Source organism: Modestobacter sp. DSM 44400 (assembly GCF_900107175.1).
In the GTDB taxonomy this organism is placed as follows: Bacteria; Actinomycetota; Actinomycetes; order Mycobacteriales; family Geodermatophilaceae; genus Modestobacter.
Genome location: NZ_FNOZ01000001.1, coordinates 434,915 through 450,341, shown reverse-complemented (window position 1 = coordinate 450,341; position 15,427 = coordinate 434,915). Strand labels below are relative to the sequence as shown.

19 protein-coding genes are annotated in these 15,427 nt (G+C 74.6%); 13 read left to right on the top strand and 6 right to left on the bottom strand.

The genetic code is table 11. The features are described 5' to 3' along the window. Positions 1 to 286, bottom strand: a 286-nt coding sequence (locus BLW04_RS02270) for a transposase (RefSeq protein ID WP_139306700.1), incomplete at its 3' end; no start/stop codon positions are given. 177 nt (positions 287 to 463) lie between these two features. On the opposite strand from BLW04_RS02270, the gene BLW04_RS29105 reads away from it, so the two are divergent. Genes BLW04_RS29105 through BLW04_RS02260 form a run of 3 tightly spaced genes read left to right on the top strand, consistent with a single transcriptional unit; the run spans position 464 to position 2,920 of the window. Then, positions 464 to 589: a hypothetical protein gene (locus tag BLW04_RS29105; RefSeq protein ID WP_256375453.1), complete on the top strand. Its 126-nt coding sequence runs from the start codon at positions 464 to 466 to the stop codon at positions 587 to 589. 52 nt (positions 590 to 641) lie between these two features. Then, entirely contained in the window at positions 642 to 1,205 is a 564-nt protein-coding gene (locus BLW04_RS02265; RefSeq protein ID WP_091536710.1) for a heme-binding beta-barrel domain-containing protein, read from the top strand. A gap of 5 nt (positions 1,206 to 1,210) precedes the next feature. Beyond that, the gene (locus BLW04_RS02260) at positions 1,211 to 2,920 is read left to right on the top strand and encodes a DUF885 domain-containing protein (RefSeq protein ID WP_254780955.1); all 1,710 of its coding nucleotides are present in this window, start codon (positions 1,211 to 1,213) and stop codon (positions 2,918 to 2,920) included. Between the two features lie 91 nt (positions 2,921 to 3,011). Here BLW04_RS02260 and BLW04_RS02255 read toward each other — a convergent pair whose 3' ends face one another. Further along, entirely contained in the window at positions 3,012 to 3,563 is a 552-nt protein-coding gene (locus BLW04_RS02255; RefSeq protein WP_254780954.1) for a hypothetical protein, read from the bottom strand. Between the two features lie 530 nt (positions 3,564 to 4,093). Further along, positions 4,094 to 5,401, bottom strand: a complete 1,308-nt coding sequence (nhaA, locus tag BLW04_RS02250; protein WP_091536705.1) for a Na+/H+ antiporter NhaA — start codon at positions 5,399 to 5,401, stop codon at positions 4,094 to 4,096. A gap of 152 nt (positions 5,402 to 5,553) precedes the next feature. Here nhaA and BLW04_RS02245 point away from each other — a divergent pair, with 152 nt between their 5' ends. The 9 genes from BLW04_RS02245 (at position 5,554) to BLW04_RS02205 (ending at position 12,056) form a co-directional block, all read left to right on the top strand. Continuing rightward, positions 5,554 to 6,012: a Fur family transcriptional regulator gene (locus BLW04_RS02245; RefSeq protein WP_091536702.1), complete on the top strand. Its 459-nt coding sequence runs from the start codon at positions 5,554 to 5,556 to the stop codon at positions 6,010 to 6,012. Further along, entirely contained in the window at positions 6,009 to 7,238 is a 1,230-nt protein-coding gene (locus BLW04_RS02240; RefSeq protein ID WP_254780953.1) for a CAF17-like 4Fe-4S cluster assembly/insertion protein YgfZ, read from the top strand. The genes BLW04_RS02245 and BLW04_RS02240 overlap by 4 nt, the downstream gene beginning before the upstream one ends. Then, a complete protein-coding gene (locus BLW04_RS02235; protein ID WP_091536700.1) occupies positions 7,235 to 8,080 on the top strand; it encodes a beta-keto acid cleavage family enzyme in 846 nt (281 codons plus the stop codon). Before BLW04_RS02240 ends, BLW04_RS02235 begins: the two co-directional genes overlap by 4 nt. Positions 8,081 to 8,153: 73 nt before the next feature. After that, positions 8,154 to 8,717, top strand: coding sequence for an RsiG family protein (locus BLW04_RS02230; RefSeq protein ID WP_091536697.1), 564 nt, complete (start codon positions 8,154 to 8,156; stop codon positions 8,715 to 8,717). 11 nt (positions 8,718 to 8,728) lie between these two features. Further along, on the top strand, positions 8,729 to 9,721 hold the full coding sequence (locus tag BLW04_RS02225) for an asparaginase (RefSeq protein ID WP_217630788.1): 993 nt from the start codon (positions 8,729 to 8,731) through the stop codon (positions 9,719 to 9,721). A gap of 85 nt (positions 9,722 to 9,806) precedes the next feature. Then, positions 9,807 to 10,328, top strand: coding sequence for a helix-turn-helix domain-containing protein (locus BLW04_RS02220; protein WP_091536692.1), 522 nt, complete (start codon positions 9,807 to 9,809; stop codon positions 10,326 to 10,328). Continuing rightward, the gene (locus BLW04_RS02215) at positions 10,325 to 11,185 is read left to right on the top strand and encodes a hypothetical protein (protein ID WP_091536691.1); all 861 of its coding nucleotides are present in this window, start codon (positions 10,325 to 10,327) and stop codon (positions 11,183 to 11,185) included. The genes BLW04_RS02220 and BLW04_RS02215 overlap by 4 nt, the downstream gene beginning before the upstream one ends. Positions 11,186 to 11,286: 101 nt before the next feature. Then, a complete protein-coding gene (locus BLW04_RS02210; protein WP_091536688.1) occupies positions 11,287 to 11,574 on the top strand; it encodes a DUF2516 family protein in 288 nt (95 codons plus the stop codon). Next, entirely contained in the window at positions 11,571 to 12,056 is a 486-nt protein-coding gene (locus BLW04_RS02205) for a PaaI family thioesterase (RefSeq protein ID WP_217630787.1), read from the top strand. The genes BLW04_RS02210 and BLW04_RS02205 overlap by 4 nt, the downstream gene beginning before the upstream one ends. A gap of 5 nt (positions 12,057 to 12,061) precedes the next feature. Here the strand turns inward: BLW04_RS02205 and BLW04_RS02200 are convergent, their stop codons facing one another. Genes BLW04_RS02200 through BLW04_RS02190 form a run of 3 tightly spaced genes read right to left on the bottom strand, consistent with a single transcriptional unit; the run spans position 12,062 to position 14,108 of the window. Further along, complete coding sequence (locus tag BLW04_RS02200; RefSeq protein WP_091536686.1) at positions 12,062 to 12,265, bottom strand: PspC domain-containing protein; 204 nt, start codon at positions 12,263 to 12,265, stop codon at positions 12,062 to 12,064. A gap of 40 nt (positions 12,266 to 12,305) precedes the next feature. Then, on the bottom strand, positions 12,306 to 13,193 hold the full coding sequence (locus BLW04_RS02195; RefSeq protein ID WP_254780952.1) for a spermidine synthase: 888 nt from the start codon (positions 13,191 to 13,193) through the stop codon (positions 12,306 to 12,308). Positions 13,194 to 13,250: 57 nt separating this feature from the next. Next, positions 13,251 to 14,108 (bottom strand): class I SAM-dependent methyltransferase, encoded by an 858-nt coding sequence (locus BLW04_RS02190; protein WP_091536683.1) that lies wholly within the window; start codon positions 14,106 to 14,108, stop codon positions 13,251 to 13,253. A gap of 40 nt (positions 14,109 to 14,148) precedes the next feature. On the opposite strand from BLW04_RS02190, the gene BLW04_RS02185 reads away from it, so the two are divergent. Then, on the top strand, positions 14,149 to 15,168 hold the full coding sequence (locus BLW04_RS02185) for a UDP-N-acetylmuramate dehydrogenase (RefSeq protein WP_091536681.1): 1,020 nt from the start codon (positions 14,149 to 14,151) through the stop codon (positions 15,166 to 15,168). The last annotated feature ends 259 nt before the right edge of the window (positions 15,169 to 15,427 follow it).

Below are 15,427 nucleotides of genomic sequence, written 5' to 3'. Positions count from 1 at the left end.
GGTTGCGCAGCTGCTCATCGCGCTCAGGGGCTGCGGCGCGCACCGCGGCGAACATCCGCACGTAGGTGCCGTCGTCAGACCAGCGACGGTGGCGTTCCCACACCGATTGCCACGCGCCGAAGTGATCGGGCAGGTCACGCCACGGCGACCCGGTGCGGTACCGCCAGATGATCGCCTCGAGCGTCAGTCGGTGGTCATTCCACGGCCGGCCCTGATGACCGCCGGCAGGCAGCACCGGCTGGATCAACTCCCACAACTCGTCCGGGATCTCGTCGGTACGCAACATTCGTCCAGCGTCGCCCACCAACCCGCCAATCTTTGGCAGACACGCTCTAGTCGGAGACGACCGCGACCTTCGCGCTGACCGCGACCCCGTGGGAGGACGTCGTCCGCACCTCGGTCGGAGAGGCCACCGCCGGGGCGCCGGCTGCCGGGGTGTGAGGCCGCGGATACGGTGGCGGCCATGGGTCTGGTCTCTGCCTGGGTGTTGATCACCTGCACTGTGCTGGCCGCGGCCGGCTGTGCCACCTCGGCGTGGCGGCTGACGCGCCGCGAGCGCATCGCCGACCGGTCGGGGCGCGCCCGATGAGGCGCTCGACAGCACGGCGTAGCCGTCCCGGCTTTGCACCGGAGGTGGGTCGATGAGCACGCCGCCCGGGCTCCCCGAGGGGCCGGCCACCGGACCGACCGAGCTACCGGTCGAGGACACCGTCGACGTCCGGGTCGGTCCCGAGGTCGCGCACGAACTGCTGTCGGTGCTCCCACTCCTGGGTGAGTGGCACGGTGAGGGCCAGGCGGCCGGCGCGGGCGACCACCGCTTCGGCCAGTGGGTCCGCTTCGCCCACGACGGGCGCGGTTTCCTCATCTACGAGTCCCGCACCTGGCGGCTGTCCGACGACGGCACAGTGGCCGGCCCGGACCAGCGGGAGTCCGGGTTCTGGCGCCCGCGCGGCGAGGACGAGGTGGAGCTGCTGGTGTGCTCCCCGGACGGCCTTGTGGAGATCTACGTCGGCACCGCCCGCACCACCACCAGCTGGGAGCTGACCAGTGACGTCCTGGCCCGGACCCCGGACCACCCCGACGTGAGCCGGGCCGCCCGGCTCTACGGGATCGTCGAGGGCGCGCTGATGTACGCCGTCGACCGGGCCGCGGGCGACGCACCGCTGCGGCCCACCATGTCCGCCCGACTGGAGAGGATCCGCTGACTTCCGTGAGCACCCCCACCCCGACCACGACCAGCCCGCGGCAGGTGGCCGACGCCTACGTCGACGCCGTCTGCGAGCTCAACCCGATCGTCGCCACCTCCCTCGGCCAGACGCCGGCCAGCGACGGGCTGCCCGACCTCAGCCCGGCCGGACTCGAGGCTGAAGCCGCGCTGCAGCGGTCGACGCTGGCCGAGCTCGACCGGGTGCTGGCAGCTGACCCGGCGCTGTCCGAGGACCTCGTCGAGCTGCGCTGCGCCCGGCTGCTGCGCGAGCGGCTGACCGCGAGCCTCGACCAGCACGAGGCCGGCGAGGGGTTCCGGGAACTGTCCAACCTGTTCTCCCCGGTGCACTCGGTGCGCCAGGTGTTCTCGATGATGCCCACTCAGACCACCGAGGACTGGTCGGTGCTCGCCCGCCGGCTGGCGCGGGTGCCCGAGGCCTACCGCGGCTACGTCGCCACGCTCACCGCGGGCGCGGCGCAGGGCCTCTTCGCCGCGCCGCGTCAGGTACACACCGTCGTCGGCCAGCTCGACGAGTGGCTGGCCGGGCCGTACTTCGCCGGCGTGGTCGCCGCAGGCCCCGATGAGCTGCGGGCCGAGCTGGACGCCGCGGCAGCCGCCGCCGACGGTGCGGTGGCCGAGGTCCGCGACTTCCTGCGCGACACCTACGCACCGCAGGCCGAAGGCACGCCCGACGCCGTCGGGCGGGAGCGGTACGCGCGCTTCGCGCAGGCCTGGAACGGCACCGACCTGGGCGCTGAAACCGGCCTGGAGGACGCTTACGCCTTCGGCTGGGCCGAGCACCTGCGCATCCGCGAGGAGCAGCGGACCGCCGCCGGGCAGGTGCTCCCCGGCGCCACGCCGATGGAGGCCATGCGCTGGCTCAACGAGCACGGCGAGGCCGTGGACGGCGTGGAGCCTGTGCGCGTCCGGCTGCAGCAGATGATGGACGAGGCGATGGATGCACTGGACGGCGTGCACTTCGACCTCGCCGAGCCGATCCGCCGGGTCGAGGCGATGATCGCCCCGCCCGGCAGCGCCGCCGCCCCCTACTACACCCGCCCCGCGCAGGACTTCTCCCGGCCCGGCCGCACCTGGCTGCCGACCCTCGGCAAGGAGCGCTTCCCGCTGTGGGACCTGGTCTCGACCTGGTACCACGAGGGCGTTCCGGGCCACCATCTGCAGCTGGCCCAGTGGGCGTACGTCTCCGGGGAGCTGTCGACCTACCAGACGTCGCTGGGGTCGGTCGGCGCGAACGTCGAGGGCTGGGCGTTGTACGCCGAGCGGCTGATGGACGAGCTCGGCTTCCTCACCGACCCGGGCACGCGGCTGGGCTACCTGGACGCCCAGCAGATGCGGGCGGTCCGGGTGGTGGTCGACATCGGCATGCACCTGGAGCTGCCGATTCCCGACGACGCCGACGGCGCGCTCGCCGAGCACCGCGGCCAGCCGTGGACCCCGGAGCTGGCCCGCGCGTTCTTCGGCGAGTACTGCGGTCGGGACAGCGCCTTCCTGGACAGCGAGCTGGTGCGCTACCTGGGTATGCCGGGGCAGGCGATCAGCTACAAGCTGGGGGAGCGGGCGTGGCTGGCCGGGCGGGCCGCGGCCCAGCAGGCCCGTGGGGCCGGCTTCGACCTCAAGGCCTGGCACATGGCGGCGCTGTCGCAGGGGAGCCTGGGCCTGGACGACCTCGCCGCGGAGCTCGCCCAGCTCTGACCGGCTCCTCGGGGGCCAAAATGGCTATTTTGGCCCCCGAGGTGGTCGCTCCCGGGTGGGTGGGACCGGCCAGAATGGCCATTTTGGCCGGTCAGTCGGGGGCGTCAGCTGGGGGCGGGTTGACCTGGTCGGCGTCCCAGGTGACGCGTTGCTTCGGCTCGGCCGGGAACGCCTCCAGGTCCGGGCGGGCGAGCAGCTCGGCGATGCAGGCGGCGGTGCCGCCGACGTAGCTGGACACCAGGTCGATGTCGGTCGCCACCAGCCAGGCGCGGTCGGCCGGCCACCAGAGGTTCGCACTCTGCTCGAACGGCTCGGCGGCGAAGTTCACGGTGGCCAGCTCGATCGAGCCGTTGATCAGCCAGAACTCCCGGTCGCCCAGGGTCAGGGTGGGATGGTCGGCGATCACCGCGCCGCCCTGCCGCACCCCGAACCAGCAGACGTCCGGGGTCGTGGTGTGCGGAGCCAGCACCTCGATCAGCCGAGCGGCGACGGGCACCGGGAGGTGGCCACGCGCTGGGGCGCCGTGCCAGAGCGGTTCCTGGTCGTCGTTCTCGAAGTACTCCATCGAGCCGGTGACCGACCCCCACTGCATCAGCGGGTGCGCGACGGTGCTGTTGGCATCGGCGACGGAGGCCCAGGGCACCTCCACGTCGTCATCGCCGACGTAGCGGACGGCGGGGTGGAAGACCCGCGCAACGGCCTCGAAGCGGGCCGGGACGAGGGAGGCGACCGTGTCGAGGGGCGGCGGGCGAAGGCCTCGGTGAGCCAGGCGCCGGCGGAGGTGTCCAGCGCCACGGCGCGGCCGGCGAACTGCACGGCGTCTCCCCTCGGACTGCCGCGAACACGTGCGAGAGGACGGACAACCCCCGGGCTGTTCCGCGGCGCTCGGCCCCAGCGTATGGGGTCGAGCGACTCGCGGGCCGACTGGACATTGGTCGGCGGCCCGGGGGTCGGGTGACTGTCCGTTTCTCGCCCGCCGCCGTACGACGGACGCGCGGGATGCCGTCGCTCAGGCCCTGTCGAGATCGAGCAGAGTCTGAACGGGCGGCCCATCTGGACGGCGGCTAGCGGACAGCCACCTCACGTGTCCTGGACGTATGCAATTTCGGACCACCTCCTCTCTCGTGTGTCTCGACGGTACGACGGCTCCGAGCGGTCGGCAACGCCGTTTTCTCAGCTCTCGGCGGACGGCTGCTGGTAGACGTCAGGGACCCCGTCGGCGTCGACGTCCCGCTCTTCCTCGGCGGCGATCCGGCGGTACCGGCGGTCGCGCAGCCGCAACAGCACGGCGGCCAGCAGGGCGGCGGCCACCGTGCCCACGAGGACCCCGACCTTTCCGTGTTCGTCCCGCAACGATCCGGGGCCGAATGCCAGCTCGCCGATGAGCAGCGACACGGTGAAGCCGATGCCGCCCAGCAGGGAGACCCCGACGACGTCGGGCCAGCCGAGGTCCTCGTCCATCTGGGCGCGGGTGAACCGCTGGACCAGCCAGGTCGAGGCGGTGATGCCGAGCGCCTTGCCGACGACGAGGCCGACGACGATGCCGAGGGCCACGGTGTCGCGCAGGGCGGCGCCCAGGCCCGACAGGCCTCCGATGGTGACGCCGGCGGCGAAGAAGGCGAAGACCGGAACGGCGAATCCCGCGGAGATCGGCCGGAAGCGGTGCTCGAAGTGCTCGGCCAGACCCCGGCCGGCATCAGGACCGCCGGCCGCATCGCTGCGCATCACCGGCACGGTGAAGGCCAGCAGCACGCCGGCCACGGTCGCGTGCACACCGGACTCGTGGACCAGCACCCAGGTGGCCGCCGCGAGCGGGAGCAGCAACCACCACCACCGGATGCGCCGCTGCACCAGGAACCCGAAGAGGGACAGCGGCAGGAGGGCCAGCAGGAGCGGGACGATCGACAGTGCCGTGGTGTAGAAGAGCGCGATGATCGTGATGGCCAGCAGGTCGTCGACGACGGCGAGGGTCAGCAGGAAGGTCCGCAGCGCGCTCGGGAGATGCGTGCTGATCACCGCGAGGACGGCGAGGGCGAATGCGATGTCGGTGGCGGTGGGGACCGCCCAGCCGGCCAGCGCGCCGTCGCCGGCGCCGAGGTTGACCAGCGCGTACAGCAGCGCGGGCACGGCCATGCCGCCCACCGCCGCCGCGACCGGGAGTGCGGCCCGCCGCGGGTCCCGTAGGTCGCCGGCGACGAACTCGCGCTTGAGCTCCAGGCCGGCGACGAAGAAGAAGAGCGCGAGCAGACCGTCCGCCGCCCAGGTGCCCAAGGTGAGGTCCAGGTGCAGCGATCCGGGCCCGACCCGGGCATCGCGCAACGAGTCGTAGGTGCCGGCCCACGGAGAGTTGGCCCAGGCCAGCGCCAGGACAGTGGCGGCCAGCAACAGGGCGCCGCCGACGGTTTCCTTGCGGAGCACCGCGCTGATGCGCGTCACCTCGGGGTAGGAGCCGCGGCCGAACAGGCGGGGAGGGGTGGTCACGAGGCGGCTCCGGGGTGCGGCGTCGGGTCAGGAGTTGCCGACCAGACTTCCCGGCGCACCATGGGCCAGCGTACCGGCGACCTGCCCCGGCCGCCGGATGGGCGACGGGCCGGCGCCGGGCCGGCGGCTGCCCGGAGGCCTAGGCTGACCACGTGTCTGGGAAGCGTGGCGCTCCCGGCCTCGCCGGCCGGCTGCGCGCCGAGGGCCTGCGGCTGACCAGCCAGCGCGAACGCGTGCTGGCCGCGGTGGCTGTGCTGGAGCACGGCACCCCGGAGGAGATCGGCGCCCGGCTGCGCGCCGAGGCCGGCCCCGTCGGGGCCGCGCCGGACACCTCGACGGTCTACCGCACCCTCGAACTGCTGGAGCGCCTCGGCCTGGTGTGGCACACCCACCTGGGCAAGGGCGCGCCGGTCTACCACGCCGCCGAGCACGCCCACCTGCACGTGGTGTGCCAGGTCTGCGGCGAGATCACCTCGGTGGACCCCAGCCTCATGGAGGCGGCGGCGGAACGTCTGGCCACCGACCTGGGTTTCACCGTCGACGTGGGCCACGTGGCGCTGTCGGGCACCTGCCGTGCCTGCGCCGAGAAGATCCGGACGGAGCACTCATGACCACCCCCCCGCCCACACAGCACCCCGGCCTCCTCCCCGCCGCACCGCCGCCCAGCGACGCGACCGCCGGCCCACCCATGGGCTCCGCGCCCAGCTCCCCGCTGTTGTCCCGCCCCGGGGCGGTCGCGCCGTCCCTGACCGGCGGCGGCACCGGGCCGGTGGCCGCTCACTACGGCGACCCGCTGCCCGAGCAGCGCCGGCTGGCCGAGGGCGCCGGCCTGGTCGACCGCAGTGACCGCGACGTCCTGGTCGTGCCGGGCGCCGACCGGCTGAGCTGGCTGCACAGCCTGACCAGCCAGCACCTCGAGCGGCTGGGCGACGCCCGCGGCACCGAGGCGCTGGTTCTCTCGCCGAACGGGCACGTCGAGCACCACGTCGTCCTCACCGAGCTGGCCGACACCACCTGGGGTGACGTGGAGCCGGGCACCGGGGCCGCGCTGGTCACCTTCCTGGACCGGATGCGCTTCATGCTGCGGGTCGACCCCGCGCTGGTGACCGACCAGTGGGCGCTGCTCTCCCTGGTCGGCCCGCGCGGGGACGACGTGCTCACCGCCGCCGGGTTGCCGGTGCCCGAGGGCACTGGTGCGGTGGCCGCGCTGAACGGCGGCGGCTGGGTCCGCCGGATGCCCGCGCTGGGCGACGGCAGCGCCGCCGTGGTCGACCTGTTGGTCCCGCGGGCCGAGCTGGCCGCCCGCGCCGACGCGCTGCTGTCCGCCGGTGCCTCGCTGGCCGGGTTCGACGCCTACGAGGCGCTGCGGGTCGAGGCCCGCCGCCCCCGGGCCGGCGTGGACACCGACCACCGCACCATCCCCAACGAGGTCTCCTGGCTGCAGACCGCCGTCCACCTGGAGAAGGGCTGCTACCGCGGGCAGGAGACCGTCGCCCGGGTGCACAACCTGGGCCGCCCGCCGCGCCGCATGGTGCTACTACACCTGGACGGCATGAGCGAGGTGCTCCCCGCCCCCGGGACGCCGCTGTCATCGGGCACCCGGGAGGTCGGCCGGATCGGCACCGCGGTGCGGCACCACGAGTTGGGCGTCATCGCGCTGGCGCTGGTCAAGCAGTCGGTTCTGGGTGGGCAGGGTGGGTCGGAACCAGTCGAGCTGCGGGTCGGTGAGGCGGTGGCCGTCATCGACGAGGACGAGGCCGCCGGACAGCTGGACGACGCGCAGGTGGCGGCCCGGGAGCGCGTGCGCGCGGTCCGGTCTGGGACGATCCGCGGGTGACCCGCGGCACGCTCATCACCCTGGCACCCACCGGGGCCGAGTCGGCGAAGGCCGACGTCCCCGCACTACCGGTGACGGTCGAGGAGGTCGCCGCCACCGCCCGGGACGGCCAGGCGGTGGGCGCCGCCGTCCTCCACCTGCACGTGCGGGACGCCGACACCCGTCCGACGCTGGACCTGCCGCGGGTGCGCGAGGTGGTCGCCGCCGTCCGGGAGAGCTCGGACCTGGTGGTGCAGCTGTCCACCGGCGGCGCGGTGACCGACCCCGCGGACGCCCGGCTAGCGGTGCTCGACGCCGAGCCGGATGCCGCCTCGCTGTCACTGGGCACGGTGAACTTCGGCCGGGACGTGTTCAGCAACCCCTGGGACCTCATCGTCGAGCTGCACACGCAGATGCAGCAGCGCAGCATCATCCCCGAGTACGAGGCCTTCGACCTGGGCCACCTGGCCACCCTGACCCGGCTGCTGGACCGGCACGGCCCTCCGGCCGGCGGGCACGTGCACGTCGACCTGGTGATGGGCGTCCCCGGCGGCATGCCCGGGACGACGGCCGCGCTGGCCGCCTGCCTGCCCGCGCTGCCGCCCGGCGCGACCTTCGCCGCCACCGGGGTGGGCCGCACCTCGCTGCCGGTGATGCTCGCGGCGCTCTCGGCCGGCGGCCACCTGCGGGTGGGCATGGAGGACACGCTCACCTACGCGCCCGGCGAACCGGTGCGCGACAACGCCCAACTGGTGGCCCGTGCCGCCGGCCTGGCGCGGATCGCCCAGCGCCCACCACTGTCGACCGACGAGGCCCGGCGCATGCTGGGCCTGACCCCGAACCCCGTGGAGGCTGTCCCGTGAGCGAGCTCGCGAGCGAACGCAGGAGCACAGCACCGCTGGGAACGCGGCCGACGAGCGTCAGCGAGGAGGGCAAGTGAGCGTCCCGACCCCTGCGCCCGCCGGCGGCACCGCCGTCGACGAGTTGCTGGACCCGGCCTTCCTGGACGGCGTCGAGAACCTCTCGATGCCCGACGTGCGCGCGCTGCGCCAGCAGGCCGAGCAGGCGGAGGTCAACCTCTCCTACACCCGGCGTCTCCTACAGGGCCGGCTGGACATCGTCCGACGCGAGCTGCAGCGCCGCGCCGAACACGACGGGCGGTCGCTGGTCGACCTGCTGCCGGAGATCCTGTCGGAGAAGGGGCGGGGCCCGGCGCACGGGCTGGGGCGCCACCAGACGGTGCAGCCCTCCGCGCCTGAGCGGCTCGAGCACTGGGTCACCTCGCTCACCCCGGCTGACGACCTGTCCGACGTGCAGGCGCTGCCCGACGACCAGCTCGAGCGGGCCGCCCGCGCGCTCGGCGACGGCGAGCGGGGCCTGTCCCAGCGCCGCCGCGGCGTCCAGCAGGTGATGGACGCCCTCGCCGGTGAGCTCGGCCGCCGTTACCGCGAGGGCCTGGCCGACGTGGCCCAGCTGCTCGCCGACGAGTCCCGGCACTGAGCACGACCACGGTGTCCGCTCCCTCGCAGGCTTCCTCCGCCCCCTGGCCGGACGCGCCGGTCCTCGTCGAGGCCTGGCGCTCGGGCTTCCTGGAGTCGGTGCACCGAGGCGCGCTCGTCGTGCTCGGCGCCGACGGCGAACCGCTGTTCTCGGCCGGCGACGTCGGGCGCCCGGTGCTGCCCCGCTCGTCGAACAAGCCGGTGCAGGCCACCGCGCTGCTGGCCGCCGGCTGGCAGCCGCGCGACGACCGGGAGCTGGCGATCGGCGCAGCGTCGCACAACGGTGAGGACGGCCACGTCGAGCTGGCGCTCAGCCTGCTGGACGCCGCAGGCCTGGGCCCCGACGACCTCGGCTGCCCGCCGGCGCTGCCGATGTACGAGGACACCCGCGCGCACTGGCTGGTGTCCGGCCGGGCTCCCGAGCGGGCGGCGATGAACTGTTCCGGCAAGCACGCGGCGATGCTGTCCGCGTGCGTGGCGGCCGGCTGGCCGACCGGGGGGTACCTGGACCGCGCGCACCCGCTCCAGCAGCTCATCGAGGCGCGGCTGGGCGAGGCAGCCGGCGAGCCGGTGTCGGCCGTCGTCATCGACGGGTGTGGCGCGCCGCAGCACGCCCTCTCGCTCACCGGGCTGGCCCGGGGTCTGCTGTCCCTGGTGCAGGCCGCCCCCGGCACCCCCGGACGGCGGGTCGCCGACGCCATGCGGGCCCATCCGTGGCTGGTGGCCGGCACGGGCCGCGAGGACACCGACCTGATGCAGGCCGTCGACGGGCTGCTGGTCAAGGGCGGTGCGGACGGTGTGCACGTGGCGGCGCTGCCCGGCGCCGGCGCGGTGGCGCTGAAGATGGACGACGGCGGTGACCGCGGCCGACTGCCGGCGCTCACCGCGGGGCTGCTGCGGCTGGGGGTTTCGGCCGAGGTGCTGGCGCGCTGGGTGACCACCCCGGTGTCCGGCGGTGCGGGCGTGGTCGGCGAGATCCGGGCCAGCGCCGTCCTCGCGGACTGACGGGTGTCACCCGCCGGACCGAGACCTGCGTCACTGTGCTAGCACCGCGCTTGCAAGAGCTAGCACCCCTGGTTACGGTGGGGACGTGCAGAAGCCCACAGAGTTCGTCCGCGGACAGGTGAGCTCGGTCCGGGACACCGTTGCCACCGCCGCGGCCAGCGCCGCCGCCGAGGCGGGCACGGTCTCGGACACCGTCACCTCACAGGTCGGTGACTTCATCCGCGCCCAGCGCGGCGCCGCCCAGGTCTCCCTGCGGGAGCTGGCCCGCGCCGCCGGGGTGAGCAACCCCTACCTGTCGCAGGTCGAGCGGGGCCTGCGGAAGCCCTCGGCGGAGATCCTCTCGTCGATCGCCCGCGGGCTGAAGATCTCGGCCGAGACGCTCTACGAGCAGGCCGGGATCCTCGACCGCCGCTCCGGCACGGCCGGCACGGTCGCCGCGATCCGCGCCGACGAGGCGCTGTCCGAGCGGCACAAGGCCGTCCTGCTGGAGCTCTACGAGACCTACGCCCGGGACGCCGCCGTCAGCGCCCCGATGGCCACCGTGCCCACACGCACCGCACCGTTCACCGCCACACCGTCCACCACCACACAGGAGGAGCTGGCATGAGCCGCACCGACACCCTGAAGCACTACACCGAGACCGTCGTCGAGTCCGGCCGGACCGGCTTGCTGGCCGCCATCGGCGCCGGTGACGTCGCCGTCGACCGCGCCCTCGCGGCCGTCGGCACCGTCCGCTCCCGCGCCGAGGCGCTGCCCGGTGACGCGCAGGTCCAGGCCGACCTGGCCGTCAAGGAGGCGCGGGCCCGTGCCGAGCTGGCCCGGGGGCGCGCCGCGCAGGCCGCTGCCGAGACCCGCGCTCGCGCCGCCTCCGCCGCCGAGCAGGCCGGCGACGCCGCGCACTCCGCCCGCAGCGCCGTCAGCACCGTCGCCGCCACTGTGCGGCCGGAGACGGTCCTGGGCACGGTGACCTCCCTGGTCGGCGCCGCCCGCGCGCAGGCCGTCAGCACGCTGACCGAGCTGGCCGGCCGCGGCGAGAAGGTCGTCGAGGAGCTGCGCAGCCAGCCCGTCGTCCGTCGGGTCGCCGGCCGCACCGAGCAGGCCGTCGACGTGGTCGCCGACACCGTCGAGGAGACCCTGGCCGAGACCGCCGAGACCGTCGGCGAGGCGTCGGACCGGGTGACCTCCGTGGCGCAGAAGACCAAGGCGCGCGCCGACAAGGCCGTGCAGGAGGCCGAGCAGGACACCGAGGTCGCCGCCGACACCGCCAAGCGGAGGGTGCGCTCGACCACCCGGCCGGCCGTGAGGGCCCCGAAGAAGCCGGCCGTCGAGGTGACCGCCGACAATGGTCCGGCCCGCACGACCACCGTCGAGCAGTCGGCCACGGTGACGCCCGCGGCGTCGACCAGCACCCCGGTGCCGAACCCGACCGCCGTCCCGGCCGAGAGCACCACGGTCACCGACTGACTACCTGTTCCTGCACCGGCCGACGGCCCGGCCACCCGATTCGGGTGGCCGGGCCGTTCGCTGTCGTCGTGCCGGGCCCGTCCGCGGGTAGCCTTCCGGGCATGGGCACTTTTGACGGTCTGGTGATGGAGGTCGTCCGGCTGGGCGTCCTGGCGCTGGCCGTGTGGGCCTTCGTCGACGCGCTCGTCCGGCCGGCAGCGGCGTTCGTGGCCGCCGGCAAGCTGACGAAGCCGGGCTGGCTGGCGATCACCGCCATCGCCACACTGCTCCTGTACTTCGTGGGGCCGCTGAGCTTCCTCGGCCTCCCCGCCGTGATCGCCGCGATCGTCTACCTGGTCGACGTGCGCCCGGCGATCCGCGGGCTCCGCCGGGGTAACAGCAGCTGGTGAACGGTCCGGGCCTCGCGGACGCGGAACTGCTGGACCCAGCAGTCGAGGCGCGCGTGCGGGCGAGCTTCGCCCGCCAGACGATGCCCCGCACACTCGGCGCAACCATGGTCGAGGTCGGCCCCGGCAGGGTCGTCCTGGAGATGCCCCGCGACCCCCGTTTCGGTCAGCAGTTCGGCTACACCCACGCCGGCGCGGTGACCACCCTGGTCGACACCGCCTGCGGCTACGCCGCGCTGACCCGGATGGCGGCCGACCGCGAGGTGCTCACGGTCGACTTCGCCGCCAACTTCCTGGCGCCGGCGGCGGGCGAGTGCTTCCGGGCGACGGCCACCGTGCTGCGCGCCGGGCGAACCATCGTGGTCACCCGCGGTGAGGTGCACGCCCTGGACGGTGCGGGAACGTCCCGACTGGTCGCGGCCATGCAGGCCACGATGATGGCCGTGCCCCCGCCGCCGGCCAGCCCGGACGTCCCGGCGGCCTGACCGGCTCAGTACGCGTCGTCGGACGGCATCAGCACCCACAGCACGAGGTAGGCGATGAACTGCGGGCCGGGGAGCACGCAGGAGACCACGAAGGCCGCCCGCAGGCCGGTACGGGACAGGCCGAAACGGCGGGCCAGACCGGAGCAGACCCCGGCGATGACCTTGTGCCGGGTGTCGCGGGTCAGACGGCGGTATGCGGGGGAGGTCATGCCCCGACCCTACGGTCGGTGCCGAGCCGACGGTGCCCGCTCAGAGGCCGAAGATGCCTGCCGGCGGCTGCGGTGAAGGTTCCGACGCCGCGTCGGTCACCGGCTGCGCCTGCCCGAGGAAGGCGATGAGGTCGTCGCCGGCCACCACCCGCGAGGGCATCGGGTCCCCGGCGCACCGGCGGATCAGCGCGGCGACCGGCAGCTCGGTGTCCGACGCCACGGCCACGGTGTTGCCGAACCGCCGGCCGCGCAGCGTCCCGGGCTCGGCGAGCAGTGCGACGTGCCCGAAGACGGCGGCCAGGGTGGCGGCCTCCGCGCGGACGAAGCGCAGCGGTGGTCCGTCGGAGACGTTCCAGACGGTCACGCCGCCGGGCGTGAGCACCCGGGCGATGTCGGCAGCGAACTCCAGCGTGGTCAGGTGGGCGGGGGTGCGGGCGCCGGCGAAGACGTCCACCACGACGACGTCCGCGCTGGCGTCGGGCAGGGTGGCCAGCCCCGCACGGGCGTCGTCCGCCCGGACGCGCACCCGGGCGGACCGGGGGAGCGGCAGGGAACTGCGGACCAGGTCGGTCAGCGCCTGGTCGACCTCCACGACCCGCTGTCGGGAGCCCGGCCGGGTGACGGCGACGTAGCGGGGCAGGGTCAGCGCGCCGCCGCCGAGGTGGACGACGTCCAGCGATGCCCCTGTCTCCCCGACCAGGTCCAGCACGTGCCCGATCCGGCGGACGTACTCGAACTCCAGGTACGGGGGGTCGGCCAGGTCGACGTGGGACTGGGGCACCCCGTCGAGCAGCAGCTGCCACGAGTCCGGCCGGTCGGCGTCGGCGAGCAGCTCGGCAGTGCCGCCACCGACCCTGGTTCGGCCCGGGACCGCCAGTGCAGCAGCGGTGTGGTCGGCCCGGGCGGGGGACCTCCGTCGCCGATTCACTCACCCATCGTGCCCGCCGGCATCCAGCTGACACGGCGGGGCGGGTGCGGCGCGGGCTCAGGCCGGCGCGACGGCCGGCCAGCGCACGGTGACCTCGCCGTGCCTGGCCCGCCGGGTCGACCCGACCAGCGGCCAGCCGTCGTCGGCCAACGCCTGCACGGCGGCGGTCCAGCGCTGCTTCGGGCCGAACGTCGACAACCCGGCGGCGGCGGCCCAGGTCCGGTCGAACGCGGCGAGGAACTCGTACACCGGCTGCCCCGGCACGTTGTGGTGGATCAGCGCCTTCGGGAGCCGCTCGGCCAGGTCGGAGGGACGCTCCAGGTCGCTGGCCCGGGCGGCGAGGGTGAGGGCCAGCGGCCCGTCCTCGTCCAGGGCCACCCAGCTCGCCCGTCGTCCCCACTCGTCGCAGGTGCCCTCGATCAGCAGCCCCCCCGGCGCCAGGGCTCCGCACATCGTCTCCCAGGCGCGGGCGGCGGACTCCTCGTCGTACTGGCGGAGCACGTTGAACGCGCGCACCAGCACCGGCCGTAGCCCGGCCAACTCGAAGCCGCCGAGGCGGAAGTCGACCCGGGGCGGGTCGTTGTCCCCGGCGACGGCGGCGACCCGGGACGGGTCGATCTCCAGCCCGACCACCTCCAGCCGGGGGACGACGGGGGCGAGCCGGTCGGTCAGTTCCAGCGTGGTGACCGCGGAGGCGCCGTACCCGAGGTCGACGACCAGCGGCCGAGCGGCGTCGCGGAGCCGGGGGACCTGGGTGGCCAGCAGCCAGCGGTCGACACGGCGGAGCCGGTTGGCGTTCGTCGTTCCCCGCGTGGGGAGGCCGAGGGCCCGGGCGCGGCCGGCGGCGAGCCGCGGAGCGCGGCGCACCGGGGCGAAGGTCGCCCGTGCGGTGTGGTCCCGGCCCGACTCGCTCACCGTTCCGCAGGGTAGTCCGGTCGACGGTTAGCGTGGGTGTGTGCTGGTACGCCGGAACGCCTCCCTGGCCGAGCTGACCACCTTGCGGGTCGGCGGCCCGGCTGACCGACTTGTCGAGGTCACCACCGCCGAGGAGCTGGTCACCGCCGTCCGCGACGCCGACGCCGCCGGCCGGCCGCTGCTGGTGCTCGGCGGCGGATCCAACGTCGTCGCGCCCGACGAGGGGTGGGCCGGCGACGTCGTGCTGGTGCGCACCCGCGGGCTGTCGTACCGCTGCGCGGCCCGCACCGTCGAGGTCGAGGTGCAGGCCGGGGAGTCGTGGGAGGAGTTGGTCGCGGCGACGGTGGCCGACGGGCTGGCCGGCGTCGAGACGCTGTCCGGGATTCCCGGGTCGACCGGCGCGACCCCGGTGCAGAACGTCGGCGCCTACGGCCAGGAGGTCGCCCAGACGATCACCGCCGTCCGGGTGTGGGACCGGGCCGCCGGCCGGCAGCGGGTCCTCCGCCCCGCCGACTGCGGGTTCTCCTACCGGAACAGCCGGCTCAAGCAGCGCCCCGGTGAGCTGGTCGTGCTCACGGTGACCTTCGGATTGTTCCCGGGTCGCCGGTCGCGGCCGGTCACCTACGCGGAGCTGGCCACCACGCTGGGCGTGGACATCGGCGACACCGCGCCGCTGGACGACGTCCGCGCGGCCGTGCTGCAGCTGCGTCGCGGCAAGGGCATGGTCTGGGACCCGGCCGACCGCGACTCCCGCAGCGCCGGGTCGTTCTTCACCAACCCCGTCGTGCCGCACACCGCCGCGGTCGAAGGCTGCCCGAGCTGGCCGGCCGGCAAGGGCCGGGTCAAGCTCAGCGCCGCCTGGCTGGTGCAGAACGCCGGCTACGGTCGGGGCACCCGTGAGGGCCGGGTCGGGACGTCGTCCAAGCACAGCCTCGCGCTCACCACCGAGCCGGGCGCGACCGCGACCGAGTTGATGGCCTTCGCGGAGAAGGTCATCGCCGGCGTGCAGGAGAGGTTCGGGGTCACGCTGGTCCCGGAGCCGACGGCCGTCTCGGTCTGAGCTGGCCCGTGCGGCCGGCCGCGCGAGCGGCCAGGAGGAAGGCCACCCCACCGGCGACGAACCAAGGGTTCCGGAGCACCAGGGACCAGTGCCGTTGTCCGGCCGTCATCGCCGCGTTGCCGTCGTGGGCCCCCGGCGAGCAGGAGCAGTTCGATGCCCAGCCCGCGCAGTAGGAGGAGCAGCCCGACGGCGGCGCCGAGAAAAACGAGGACGCGGCCGGCGACCACCGACCGGCGCAGTGCGACGCCCAGGCGTGCGG